At 59.0% G+C, this 12,043-nt stretch carries 11 protein-coding genes; 9 read left to right on the top strand and 2 right to left on the bottom strand.

The window, feature by feature from the left end:
- The first annotated feature begins 285 nt into the window (after positions 1 to 285).
- From AFK24_RS19165 to ligD, 7 genes are all read left to right on the top strand, one after another.
- Positions 286 to 1,479 carry a CaiB/BaiF CoA transferase family protein gene (locus AFK24_RS19165; RefSeq protein WP_065834728.1) on the top strand — a complete coding sequence of 398 codons (1,194 nt, stop codon included), beginning with the start codon at positions 286 to 288 and terminating at the stop codon, positions 1,477 to 1,479.
- Positions 1,476 to 2,414, top strand: a complete 939-nt coding sequence (locus tag AFK24_RS19160; protein WP_065834727.1) for a hydroxymethylglutaryl-CoA lyase — start codon at positions 1,476 to 1,478, stop codon at positions 2,412 to 2,414. Before AFK24_RS19165 ends, AFK24_RS19160 begins: the two co-directional genes overlap by 4 nt.
- 102 nt (positions 2,415 to 2,516) lie before the next feature.
- On the top strand, positions 2,517 to 3,854 hold the full coding sequence (locus AFK24_RS19155) for an MFS transporter (protein WP_065834726.1): 1,338 nt from the start codon (positions 2,517 to 2,519) through the stop codon (positions 3,852 to 3,854).
- A 20-nt stretch (positions 3,855 to 3,874) separates the two neighbouring features.
- Entirely contained in the window at positions 3,875 to 4,252 is a 378-nt protein-coding gene (locus AFK24_RS19150; RefSeq protein ID WP_240500416.1) for a type II toxin-antitoxin system HigB family toxin, read from the top strand.
- A complete protein-coding gene (locus tag AFK24_RS19145) occupies positions 4,249 to 4,731 on the top strand; it encodes a helix-turn-helix domain-containing protein (RefSeq protein WP_205884875.1) in 483 nt (160 codons plus the stop codon). Before AFK24_RS19150 ends, AFK24_RS19145 begins: the two co-directional genes overlap by 4 nt.
- A 121-nt stretch (positions 4,732 to 4,852) precedes the next feature.
- Complete coding sequence (locus AFK24_RS19140; RefSeq protein ID WP_065834725.1) at positions 4,853 to 5,758, top strand: Ku protein; 906 nt, start codon at positions 4,853 to 4,855, stop codon at positions 5,756 to 5,758.
- A gap of 26 nt (positions 5,759 to 5,784) precedes the next feature.
- On the top strand, positions 5,785 to 7,365 hold the full coding sequence (gene ligD / locus AFK24_RS19135) for a DNA ligase D (RefSeq protein ID WP_065834724.1): 1,581 nt from the start codon (positions 5,785 to 5,787) through the stop codon (positions 7,363 to 7,365).
- On the opposite strand, the gene AFK24_RS19130 is transcribed toward ligD, so the two are convergent.
- A complete protein-coding gene (locus AFK24_RS19130) occupies positions 7,353 to 7,697 on the bottom strand; it encodes a hypothetical protein (RefSeq protein WP_065834723.1) in 345 nt (114 codons plus the stop codon). The two genes, ligD and AFK24_RS19130, sit on opposite strands and share 13 nt — an antisense overlap.
- Positions 7,698 to 7,890: 193 nt before the next feature.
- Between AFK24_RS19130 and AFK24_RS19125 the strand changes: the two genes are divergently transcribed.
- Both AFK24_RS19125 and AFK24_RS19120 read left to right on the top strand, forming a co-directional pair.
- The gene (locus AFK24_RS19125) at positions 7,891 to 9,159 is read left to right on the top strand and encodes an NTP/NDP exchange transporter (RefSeq protein WP_065834722.1); all 1,269 of its coding nucleotides are present in this window, start codon (positions 7,891 to 7,893) and stop codon (positions 9,157 to 9,159) included.
- Positions 9,160 to 9,169: 10 nt separating this feature from the next.
- Positions 9,170 to 10,144 carry an aldo/keto reductase gene (locus AFK24_RS19120; protein ID WP_080482212.1) on the top strand — a complete coding sequence of 325 codons (975 nt, stop codon included), beginning with the start codon at positions 9,170 to 9,172 and terminating at the stop codon, positions 10,142 to 10,144.
- A gap of 253 nt (positions 10,145 to 10,397) precedes the next feature.
- Here AFK24_RS19120 and AFK24_RS19115 read toward each other — a convergent pair whose 3' ends face one another.
- Positions 10,398 to 11,711, bottom strand: a complete 1,314-nt coding sequence (locus AFK24_RS19115; RefSeq protein ID WP_065834720.1) for an MFS transporter — start codon at positions 11,709 to 11,711, stop codon at positions 10,398 to 10,400.
- Positions 11,712 to 12,043: the final 332 nt, after the last annotated feature.

The raw sequence follows: 12,043 nt of genomic DNA, 5'->3' as shown, positions 1-12,043 counted from the left end.
ACCCAGCCCGGTATCTGCGCCAACGATTTCCCGGACAAGTCCGGTCCTACCCGATTGGTGTAAACCCGGTAGGAGGGGACTTGTCCCCGAATGCGATTGAACGATCAACGCGGTTCTCCAGATATTCGTCGTCTGAGCCAGCGCTTCGGGGACAAGTCCCCTCCTACAGATCCACAGCGCAGCGTTCGCGTTTCGCGAACGACCTTTGCCAACTGAAGGTTGGATTTATCCGCGCCCGGTCCTCTACGCTGGGTTCAAATTCCAAGAACAAAAGAGGTAACTATCATGACTGCCCCTCTGAACGGCATTCGCGTCATTGAAATCGGCACTTTGATTGCCGCGCCGTTCGCCGCGCGCCTGATGGCCGAATTCGGTGCCGAGGTAATCAAGATCGAGGCCATGGGGCAGGGTGATCCTCTTCGCAAATGGCGAAAACTCCATGAAGGCACGTCCTTGTGGTGGTACTTGCAGTCGCGCAACAAGAAATCCCTCGCGCTGAACCTGAAATCCCCCGAAGGCATTGCCATCGTCAAGCAACTGGCCGAAAGCACCGACGTGCTGATCGAGAACCTGCGTCCTGGCGCCCTGGAAAAACTTGGCCTGGGCTGGGACGTGCTGCATGCCCTGAACCCGAAGTTGACCCTGGTGCGTATTTCCGGCTATGGCCAGACCGGCCCTTATCGTGACCGGCCGGGCTTCGGTGCGATCGGCGAGGCCATGGGCGGGATTCGCTACACCACCGGCACACCCGGCACACCACCGGCGCGGGTCGGCGTCAGCCTCGGCGATTCTCTGGCGTCGATGCATGCCGTGATGGGTGCCTTGATGGCATTGCTGCGGGTCAAGACCGGGCAGGGTGATGGGCAGATCGTCGATGTGTCGCTGGCGGAAAGCGTCTTCAACGTGATGGAAAGCCTGGTGCCGGAGTACGACATGCTCGGTCACATTCGCGAGCGCAGCGGCGGCGCCTTGCCTGGCATTGCCCCGTCCAACACCTATCCCACCGCCGATGGCGCTTATGTGGTCATCGCCGGCAACAGCGACCCGATCTTCAAGCGCCTGATGCTGGCTATCGGGCGCAGTGATCTGGGAGAAAACCCGGAATTCGCCCACAACGACGGGCGTGCCGCGCAGTGCGCGCTGCTCGACGAGGCAATCAGCGTCTGGTCTTCCAGCCTGCCCATCGACGAGGTGCTGCGCGTGCTGGAGCAGGCCGAAGTGCCTGCCGGGCGGATCTACAACGTCGCCGACATCGTGGCCGATCCTCATTATCAGGCGCGAGGCATGATCCTCGACGCCGAGTTGCCTGGCGGTGCCGCAGTGAAAATGCCCGGCATCGTTCCCAAACTCTCGGAAACCCCCGGCGAAGTGAACTGGCAAGGGCCGAGCCTGGGCCAGCACACCGACAGCGTGCTCGACAGCCTGGGCATCACCGCTGCCGACATCCAGCGTCTCAAGCAGGAAGGAGTGGTGCAATGATCACTGACTTTTCCGAACGTCTGATCGTCCAGGAAGTTGCCCCGCGCGACGGTTTGCAGATTGAGCCGAAGTGGGTCGAAACCGCCGACAAGATCGCGTTGATTGATCAGCTGTCGCTGGCAGGCTTTTCCCGGATCGAAGCAGGATCTTTCGTTTCTCCCAAGGCGATTCCGGCCCTGCGCGATGGCGATGAAGTGTTTCGTGGCATTCATCGTCAGGCGGGCGTCACCTACGTCGCGCTGATTCCCAACCTCAAGGGCGCGCAACGTGCGCTGGATGCGGGCGCCGATGAGCTGAATCTGGTGATGTCCGCCAGCCAGACGCACAACCAGGCGAACATGCGCATGCGTTGCGAGCAATCCCTTGCAGCATTTGGCGATGTGGTGGCGTTGGCTCGCGGTACTTCGCTGAGCCTCAATGGGTCAATCGCCACCACCTTTGGTTGCCCGTTCGAAGGACCGATCAGCGAAGACCGTGTGCTGCAAATCGTCGATGCCTATCTGGAACTGGGCATGCAAGGCATCAGCCTGGCGGACACCACCGGCATGGCCAATCCACGTCAGGTCCATCGGCTGGTCCAGCGGGTGTTGACCCGGATTCCGGCAGCGGCGTTGACCTTGCACTTTCATAACACGCGGGGTCTTGGCCTGAGCAATGTCCTGGCCGCGTATGAGGCTGGCGCACGACGATTCGATGCGTCCCTCGGCGGCCTCGGCGGTTGCCCGTTCGCGCCGGGTGCATCCGGGAATATCTGCACCGAGGACCTGGTAAACATGTGCGAGGAAATGGGTATCCAGACCGGTATCGATTTGCCGCACCTTTTGCAGCTTTCCCGGCAATTGCCGGACCTGCTGGGCCATGAAATGCCCGGTCAGGTCGCTAAGGCAGGACGCAACAGCGACCTGCATCCAGCGCCGACCAACCTGCCGGGTTGAGTCAACGCACTACCGTTAGCGCTTGAACGGGGCCAATGCCCCTTCCTACCAGACAACAAAAACAAACGGCCTCCTTAGAAGGGGCCGCCTGGAGACACGCACATGACCGTTTCTGTTTTGAACGCAGGCAGTACGCCCGCGCAGATCGCCGACGCCGAGAAATCGCTGGTTCGCAAAGTGGCATGGCGGCTGATGCCCCTGATCATGGTGTGCTACCTGTTCGCCTTTTTCGATCGCATCAATATCAGCTTCGCCAAGTTTCAGTTACAGGCGGACCTCAGCCTTAGCGATACTGCTTATGGTCTGGGCGCCGGGTTGTTTGTGGTCGGTTATGTGCTGTTCGAAGTGCCGAGCAACATCATGCTCTACAAGGTCGGCGCGCGGCGCTGGATCGCTCGGATCATGATGTCGTGGGGTGTCGCGACGGCCTTGATGGTATTCGTCAACACCGAATGGCAGTTCTATGTGCTGCGTTTCATTATAGGCGCCATGGAAGCCGGTTTCGCTCCGGGCGTTTTGTATTACCTGACCTTGTGGTTCCCGCAGACCTACCGTGGGCGAATCACCTCGATCCTGTTCCTGGCGTCGGCGTTCGCCGGACTGGTCGGCGCGCCGGTTTCGGGCCTGGTGTTGGGGCACATGGACGGCTTGCTCGACATGCGCGGCTGGCATTGGCTGTTTCTGTTGGGCGGCTTGCCATGCATCGGCCTGGGCCTGTTGGTGCTGCTGGTGCTCAAGGACAAAATCGCCGATGCCCATTGGCTGACTTCCGAAGAAAAAACCTACCTCTCCAGCCGCATTGCCCAGCATGAACCGAACAAGCATGGCGGCTCACTGCTCAGCGCGTTGAAGATGCCCGGCTTCCTCATGCTGGGGCTGATTTACTTCCTGATCCAGGTGGCGTCCTACGGCCTGAACTTCTGGGCACCACAGCTGATTCGCAGCGCAGGCACGGAAAGCCCTGTGATCATCGGCTTGCTGACGGCGATTCCATACATCTTCGGCGCGATCAGCATGATAGTGATCGGTCGCTTGTCCGACTCCAGCGGCGAACGGCGTAAATACGTCTGCGGGCTGGTCGTCCTCGGTGCCGTGGGTTTCTTCAGCGCCGGCATTTTCGCCCAGCACACGGTGTTCCTGATCATCTCCCTGGCCATGCTGGGTGCAGGCATCGTCGCCTCGATCCCGGCATTCTGGACCTTGCCACCAAAACTGCTGGCCGGCGCAGGTGCCGGTGCTGCCGGTGGCATCGCCCTGATCAACACCCTGGGCCAGTTCGGCGGCATCGTCAGTCCGGTCATGGTCGGGCGCATCAAAGACCTGACCGGCAGCACCACGCCAGCACTCTACGTCATTGGCGTCTCCACGCTGCTTGCCGCCGCGCTGCTGATGTGGGGCTTGCCGGCGAAGTTGCGGACGCTGGATAAGAGTGAGGGCTAGCGATTCGGGATTTCGAGTGGTTGACATTTTGGCAACTCGCCGTTAGGGTTGCCAAAACTTCAACAGGGATGCTGATGCGAATTTTCAAGAAGATTGCTTTCGATGAGGCGGCCAGACGTCATCCGAACGATGCTGCGAACCTGGACGCCACCTATCGTCTGCTTCATAAATCGGTAGCTGAAACTTCTGTCGAATTGAAAAGGACATTCAACACGCTTGATCGCTTTACCCACAGAAACGGGTGGTACGTGATCGATATTGGTGGAAATAATCTGCGGGTTATTGCAGCGATTGAGTTCACCAAACAGCTGGTTTTCGTTAAACATATCTATACCCATGCCGAATACACGAAGGCCAACAAGTGGTATCAAACGCAGAAAACGGGGGTTAGACCATGAGTGCTGCAATAGCCGAACGTATCGTAGATAACGCTGCCATACGCGAATTGGCTCAACGCATGGCAACGCTCCGCCTGGACATGGATCGCCACGGCGCGCATTTCATCCACCACATCGAAAATCCGGCCGAGTATCAGAAAGCGCTGGCATTGATGGATGAGTTAACCGACGGTCAGGCCCTGACTCCAGTCGAAAGCAACTTGCTTGATATCTTGTGTGACACAGTTGAGCTCTACGAAAACAGGGCACCGCAGCTGTCTGCGTTCAATGCGCGTGTTGAAGGGCTGAGCGAAGTGGACCTGATCAAGGCGTTGATGCTGCAGAACAAGCTGACAGGTGCCGATCTTCCCGAGATCGGTGATAAAAGCGTGGTGTCACGGATTCTCAATGGGGAACGAAAACTGACCGTCGAAATGGTTGCTCGCCTGGCGGCCCGTTTTCATATCGATCCCGGTGCGTTCATTCCTCGCGCCGCTTGAGGCCTGTTTCAGCAAACCCGCTCCGGCGGGTTTTTTCTTGTCTGTGACGCCTGTCGTTCCTTCGAAACTTTTGCCGCGCCGCGCCTGTCACTTTTAAACACCTCAGACAGGGAATCAGGCGATGGCAAGGGCAATCTGGAAAGGCGCGATCAGTTTTGGGCTGGTGCATATTCCCGTCGCGCTGGTGTCGGCGACGTCTTCGCAAGGCGTTGATTTTGACTGGCTCGACAAGCGCAGCATGGAGCCGGTGGGCTATAAACGCATCAACAAGGTCACCGGCAAGGAGATGACCAAGGAAAACATCGTCAAAGGCGTGCAGTACGAGAAGGGCCAATACGTGGTCCTCAGCGAAGAGGAAATTCGCGCGGCGCACCCCAAGTCGACCCAGACCATTGAAATCTTCGGCTTTGTCGACAGCAAGCAAATCCCTTTGCAACACATCGAAACCCCGTATTTTCTCGCCCCGGACAAACGTGGCGAGAAAGTCTATGCGTTGCTTCGCGAAACCCTGAATGAAACCAAAAAAGTCGCCTTGGCCAATGTGGTGCTGCACACCCGCCAGCATCTGGCGGCGGTGATGCCGCTGGAGTCGGCGATGGTTCTGGTGATCCTGCGCTGGCCCTCGGAAGTGCGTGGCCTGGACACGCTCGAACTGACCGATGCGGTCACCGACGTCAAACTCAGCAAGGCGGAGCTGAGCATGGCCAAGCGCTTGGTTGAGGACATGAGTGCTGACTGGCAGCCGGAGGATTATCGCGACACCTTCCAGGACCAGATCATGCATCTGGTGGAAACCAAGGCCCGGGAAGGCAAACTTGAAACGGTGGAAACCGATACCGAGGACACCGAACGTAAAAGCGCTGACGTCATCGACCTTACCGAGCTGCTCAAACGCAGTCTGGCGGGTAAAAGCGCGGGCAGTAAAAGCGCGGCCAAACCGGCCGGCAAACCCGCGACCAAGACGGCCGCCGAAGCCCCGGCCAAACGTCGGGCGCCTGCGCGCAAGAAAACCACCAAGGCTTCCTGACAACAGGCTTGAACGGAGGATCGACCATGGCCCAACCGGTGAGTGAATACGCACGCAAGCGCAACTTCGACATCACTTCCGAGCCAGCGGAGTCGCCTGCCCGCGCCAAGGGCAAGGACGCCGCGAAGGCGTTGAGCTTCGTCATTCACAAACACGACGCGCGTAATTTGCATTACGATTTTCGCCTTGAGCTGGGCGGTACTCTCAAAAGCTGGGCAGTGCCGAAAGGCCCGAGCCTCGATCCGGCCAACAAGCGCCTGGCGGTGCAGGTTGAAGACCATCCGCTGGGTTACGCCAATTTCGAAGGCAGCATTCCCGAAGGGCAATACGGCGCCGGAGATGTGATCGTCTGGGACCGGGGGATCTGGCAACCTCATGGCGATCCCCGTGACACCTATAAACAGGGCAAGCTCAAATTCACGCTGGTCGGGGAAAAGCTTACCGGTGACTGGACGCTGGTCCGCACCCGGCTCAAGGGCAGCAGCGACAAGCCGCAGTGGCTGCTGATCAAGGAAAAGGATCAGGTTGCCCGCTCTGGTGATGAATACGACATCGTCCAGGATCAGCCGCAAAGTGTGGTAAGCGGCGCTTTGGTGGGCAAGGAAAAATCAGTCGAACATCCACCCGGACAGCCAGCCAAAGCCAAGCGCAAAACGTCGGCCGCTTCACCGAATAAGACAGCCAGCGCAAAACCAGCTAAATCAGCGAAAAGCCGCATCGACGTGGCGGGTGTCAGCATCAGTCATCCAGACCGGGTGATCGACGCCGAAAGCGGCATCCACAAAGTGGACCTTGCCCACTATTACGCAACCGTCGCCGACCGGATCCTGCCGCACTTGAAGAACCGGCCGGTAGCCTTGCTGCGCTGTCCCGAAGGCGTGGAGGGCGAACAGTTTTTCCAGAAGCATGCCGAGCGCCTGAAGATTCCCAATATCAAGCAGCTCAAGCCCGGACTGGACCCCGGTCATGCGCGACTGATGGAGATCGACACAGTGCAGGCTCTGGTGGGCGCTGCGCAGATGGGTACTATCGAACTGCATCGCTGGGGTGCCAGCAGTGATCGGATCGAAACGCCGGATCACATCGTGCTGGACCTCGATCCCGACGACAAGCTGCCGTGGCGCAGCATCATCGAAGCGACGCAAATGACGCTTTCGGCGCTCGACGAATTGGGACTCGAAGCGTTCATCAAAACCAGCGGCGGCAAGGGTATGCACATCATCGTGCCCCTGGCGCGGCAGGCGGACTGGGACACCGTAAAAGCCTTCGCCAAGGCCATCGCCGAGTTCATCAGCCAACAATTACCCGAACGCTTCACGGCAACCATGGGCCCGAAAAACCGGGTGGGGAAAGTGTTTATCGATTACCTGCGCAACACCCGAGGCGCAAGTACGGTGGTTGCCTATTCGGCCCGTGCCCGGCCAGGTTTGCCGGTTTCGGTGCCGGTCGCCCGTGATGAGCTGGAGGGTTTGACGTCAGCCCGGCAATGGAATGTCAGCAACCTGCAGGAACGTTTGAGGGCGCTGAAAACTGACCCGTGGGCCGGATATCAGAATCGTCAGCGCATCACTAAAAAAATGTGGGTGCAGCTGGGTCAGCAGCCCTGACCCGGCTGCCCGTGAGTATCAGCCTGTTCTGCGGGATAAAATTCACCCGTCATATCCATTAATGCCAAGCGCTGGCGAATGGCTTCTTCGATGCTGCGAATCGTGGTCTGGTCATCGATATTCTCCACGTGCAGCCATAAACGATTGACGTTCTGCCCATGGGTGCCTTCGCTCATCATGTCGTGAGTGAATAGCTGCTCGCCGCGCCACAGGCACAGCTTCGGCTGATGAGCGTCTTCTACTTGCGGGACTTCAGCAGACGATAGCCAGATTTCATTGATCATGCGCAGATCAACCGTGGCCAGTTGCTCGGTGGAAATGACGTTGCTCATAAGGGGATGCGCTCTTGAGGGCCGATGCAGGTCTGACGTGCGTGTCCGGCAGTCGTTCAACATGCTTGAGCTGAACCGGACGACCGTGTTTTGAACCGACCCGCTCAGGCACGGTCGACCAATCAGTAGCCGCACGGGAGAACGCGATGCCAATCCACGAATCTTTGCCCGATATGTACGCCGGATTGTCGTCATGCCCGTTGCCGCCACGTTGAAGTGGGTCAAGGTAGAACCTGCTGAGAAGGTCGCCTTGCTGCTGGGTTTCGCCTTTCATTTCTGCGTGCTGGCCAGCTATTACCTGGTCCGGCCGTTGCGCGATGCGCTGGGGCTCGAAGGCGGCGCCGATAAATTGCAATGGCTGTTCACCGCGACGTTCGTGGCAATGCTGGTGATGGTGCCGCTGTTTGGCGCGCTGGTTTCCCGATTGCCGCCGAGACGCTTTGTCCCTTTGCTCTATCGCCTGATCGCGTTGTCGATGCTGGTATTCGGAGTGCTGATCGCCAATCACATTGCCCCCGTGGCAGTCGGCCGGGTGTTCTTCGTCTGGATCAGCATTTACAACCTGTTCATCGTCTCCATTTTCTGGAGTGTGCTGGTGGACCGGTTTTCCAGCGAGCAAGGGCGACGGCTGTTCGGCTTCATTGCGGCGGGGGGCACGCTTGGCACCTTCATCGGGCCCTTGCTCGCGGCAACCATGGCGACCCGTCTTGGCCCGATTGCCTTGACCTTCGCCGCCGCACTGCTGCTTGAAGCGGCGGTGCAGTGCTATCGGGCGCTGCTGAGTCGGACCCAGACGCAGGATCGGGACGTGACCAAGGATGAGCAGCGCATGGGTGGCAGCATGCTGGCGGGCGTGACGCTGATCATGCGCTCGCCGTATCTGTTCGGGATGGTGCTGTTTATGTTGCTGCACACCAGCGCGGCGACCCTGTTGTATTTCGAGCAGGGTCGGATTGTCGCTGGCAGCTACGCTGATGTGGCGAGCCGCACGCAATTTTTTGCGACGGTCGACCTGATTGTGTCGGCATTGACGCTGGTCTTTCAGTTGGTGCTGACGGCACCGTTGATCCGCTTCGTTGGCATCGGCGGTGCGCTGGTGGCGCTGCCTTTGGCGACGGTGGCGGCTTTCACCGCAATGGCCCTGGCGCCAGCGCCCGCTACCGTCGCGCTGGCGCAAGGGCTGCGTCGTGCTGTGGAGTTCGCCATTGTCCGGCCCGGTCGCGAAGTGCTATGGACTGTGGTGAGCCGGGAGGAAAAGTACAAGGCCAAGAATGTCATCGAAACCGTGGTGTATCGGGGCGGCGACGCCGCGAGTGGCTGGTTGTCCGTTGGTTTGACAGCGCTGGGTACGGGTTTCGGGCTGTTGGCTATGGTTATCGTGCCCTTTGCCGGGCTTTGGGCCTGGCTGTGTTTCTGGCTGGCAAAGCGACAGGCGCACCGGGCGACCACGAACGACAGATAAGGGGAAACTCATGTCCGACCCTGCTGTTTTCACACGCAGAAGAATTCTCACGCTGGCGGCTGGCCTATCAGCGGCTTTCGCGTTCGACACGGCAGCTGGCGAGTCCAGGCCACCGACCATTCCTTCGCCGACTTCACCTTCGACCTTGCCGACAGGAGCCAGAAAAATGCTGACCCGCGCCATTCCCTCCAGCAACGAGCCGCTGCCTATCGTCGGTTTGGGCACGTATCGCGGTTTTGATGTGGCAACCTCGAGCGCGGCCTATAAAAGCCTGCCCGCCGTCATCGATGCACTGTTCGCCGCCGGCGGCACGCTGATCGACAGCTCGCCCATGTACGGTCGCGCGGAACAGTCGACTGGCGAGCTCTTGTCTATTCATCAACCCCGTTCGCCTGCATTTCTCGCCACCAAGGTCTGGACGCGCGGTCGCAAGGAAGGGATCGCGCAGATGGAAGAGTCGTTCAGGTTGCTGCGCACCGAGCGCATCGACCTGATGCAGATTCACAATCTGCTCGACTGGAAAACGCATCTGCCGACTCTGCGTCAGTGGAAAGAAGAAGGCCGCATTCGCTACATCGGCATCACCCATTACACGTCGTCGGCGTATGCCGATGTCGAAGCGGTGCTCAAGGCCGAGCAGCTGGATTTTCTGCAGATCAACTATGCGCTGGACGACCGGGCCGCCGAAGCGCGTCTGTTGCCCCTGTGTCGCGAGCGCGGCGTCGCGGTGATCTGCAATCGGCCGTTCGGCGGCGGTGGTTTGCTGGGTCGACTCAAGGACAAACCGTTGCCGGGCTGGGCGGCGCAGGTTCAAGTGACGAGTTGGGCGCAGCTGGCACTCAAGTTTCTGCTCGCCCATTCGGCGGTTACCTGCGTCATTCCGGGCACTGGCAATCCGCGTTATATGGCGGAAAACGCCGGCGCCGGATTCGGCCCGATGCTGACCGATGCCCAGCGGCAGCAGTTGATTGCGTTGGTGGGGTAGGGGCAGGTAACGCCGTCGTAGATAGCTGCGATTTGAGCACATCAGACACTATGTGCAGCAAACATAGAACATTAGGTAGGAGGGGACTTGTCCCCGAAAGGCGGTAGTTCAGACAGCGTTAATCTTCCGGATTTTCGTTGTCAGGACCATCGCCTTTCGGGGACAAGTCCCCTCCTACCGGTCGTTAGATTTTCATTAGCGAACGTGTTCGCGAGGCAATCTGCGTCTCGCCAACAAGTTGGCCCCACAACCTTCAGCGATTTACCACCTTCGCCGGCAACGCCACCACCAACAAGCTGCTCATGACCAGGCAAGCGGCGAAGAACCACATGACGCCAGCACTGCTGCCGGTGACGTCCATGGCGATGCCCATCAGTGAATTGCTCACCAGGCCGGCGATGTTCGCCAATGAGCAGGCCAGGGCGAACCCGGTTGCGGCGGCGCGGCCTTTGAGAAAGGTCGCCGGCAGGCTGAAGAATGCTGGCAATGCGCCGAATATTCCCGCTGAGGCGATCGCGAACAGCAGCACGGTTGCCACCACGTCGTGGGTGAAAAAGGTGCTGCCGGCCATGGCCGCCGCGCCAATCAGGTACGGCACAATGATGTGCCAGCGCCGTTCCCGATGCCGGTCCGAACTGGCGCCGATAAACAGCATGCCCAGTAGCGCGGCAATGCTCGGCAGCGCGGTCAGCACACCGATATGGAAGGTTTCAGTCACGCCCGCATTGCGGATGAACGTCGGCATCCAGAAGCCCATGGCATAGGCGCTGAGCAGCATCGAGAAGTCGATGCCGCCGAGCATCCAGACCTTGAGATTGAAGAAACCGTCGCGAAAGCTGTATTTGCTGCCCTTTTCATCGGCGGCATCCAGGGCCAGTTCGCTTTCCAGCAGGCGCTTTTCCGTGTCGTCCAGCCAGCGGGCCTGGCGATGATTGTTCGGCAGCAGCCAGAAGGTCAGCACCCCCAACAGGACGCTCGGCACCGCTTCGAGCAGAAACAGCCATTGCCAGCCGCGCAGTCCGGCGGCCTGGTCGAAGTGGCTCATGATCCAGCCGGACAACGGGCCGCCGATGATGCTCGACAGCGGCAGGCCGAGCATGAACAGCGCAATGATGCGGCCCCGTCGATACGTGGGAAACCAGGTGGTCAGGTAAAACAATACGCCCGGCAGGAAGCCGGCTTCGGCCACGCCAAGCAGAAATCGCAACACATAGAACTGCGTGGTCGTGGTGACCAGCATCGTGCATGCCGAAAGCAGACCCCAGGTGATCATGATCCGGGCGATCCAGATCCTCGCGCCGATCCTTTCCAGGACCAGATTGCTGGGCACTTCGAACAGGATGTAACCGACGAAAAACAGCCCGGCGCCCAGACCGAATGCGGTCTCGCTGAAATGCAGTTGATCGAGCATCTGCAATTTGGCGAAACCGATGTTGATCCGGTCCAGATAAGCCGCCAGATAACAGAAGCACAGGAACGGGATCAGCTTCCAGGTGATTTTTCGGTACAGCGCTTTGATGGGGTCGTTGACGTTGGTCAATGTGCTTTTTACATCTGCTGGGGGCATGGATTTGTCCTGGAAGCGGCGGGGGTGATCAGCAAGTGGCCGCCGAAGATAGAAGGATTGTTGAACAAAGGTGAGAAGAAATGTACTCGCGGTTTGAGTGATGCGTCCTTAAAAGAAGTAGGAAGCGTCTGTAGTAACAATGTTAATACCCGTAAGTAGCGGCTTGAGGCCAGGAAACTCACCCGAAAGCTTGGGCTTGCCGCTCAGGCGCCTGAAAAAGTACAGGGCGATCTGGGTTTAAATAGCGGCTTTCATCAGAGCAACTTCTATCAAATGCTCCATCGCTGCTCATATTTCATGAAGTAACCACTTCACAAACGCCACGGAGGGCT

The organism is Pseudomonas syringae, assembly GCF_001698815.1.
Classification (GTDB): domain Bacteria; phylum Pseudomonadota; class Gammaproteobacteria; order Pseudomonadales; family Pseudomonadaceae; genus Aquipseudomonas; species Aquipseudomonas syringae_A.
Note: the sequence above shows the minus strand (reverse complement) of the source record. Positions and strands in the feature narration are given on the sequence as shown.

What these genes read in the sequence shown, in the direction of transcription:
- AFK24_RS19120 (WP_080482212.1), top strand. Translation starts at nt 9,170, where the DNA reads ATGTCCGACCCTGCTGTTTTCACACGCAGAAGAATTCTCACGCTGGCG.
- AFK24_RS19145 (WP_205884875.1), top strand. Translation starts at nt 4,249, where the DNA reads ATGAGTGCTGCAATAGCCGAACGTATCGTAGATAACGCTGCCATACGC.
- AFK24_RS19125 (WP_065834722.1), top strand. Translation starts at nt 7,891, where the DNA reads ATGCCCGTTGCCGCCACGTTGAAGTGGGTCAAGGTAGAACCTGCTGAG.
- AFK24_RS19155 (WP_065834726.1), top strand. Translation starts at nt 2,517, where the DNA reads ATGACCGTTTCTGTTTTGAACGCAGGCAGTACGCCCGCGCAGATCGCC.
- AFK24_RS19140 (WP_065834725.1), top strand. Translation starts at nt 4,853, where the DNA reads ATGGCAAGGGCAATCTGGAAAGGCGCGATCAGTTTTGGGCTGGTGCAT.
- AFK24_RS19165 (WP_065834728.1), top strand. Translation starts at nt 286, where the DNA reads ATGACTGCCCCTCTGAACGGCATTCGCGTCATTGAAATCGGCACTTTG.
- AFK24_RS19130 (WP_065834723.1), bottom strand. Translation starts at nt 7,697, where the DNA reads ATGAGCAACGTCATTTCCACCGAGCAACTGGCCACGGTTGATCTGCGC.
- AFK24_RS19115 (WP_065834720.1), bottom strand. Translation starts at nt 11,711, where the DNA reads ATGCCCCCAGCAGATGTAAAAAGCACATTGACCAACGTCAACGACCCC.
- ligD (WP_065834724.1), top strand. Translation starts at nt 5,785, where the DNA reads ATGGCCCAACCGGTGAGTGAATACGCACGCAAGCGCAACTTCGACATC.
- AFK24_RS19160 (WP_065834727.1), top strand. Translation starts at nt 1,476, where the DNA reads ATGATCACTGACTTTTCCGAACGTCTGATCGTCCAGGAAGTTGCCCCG.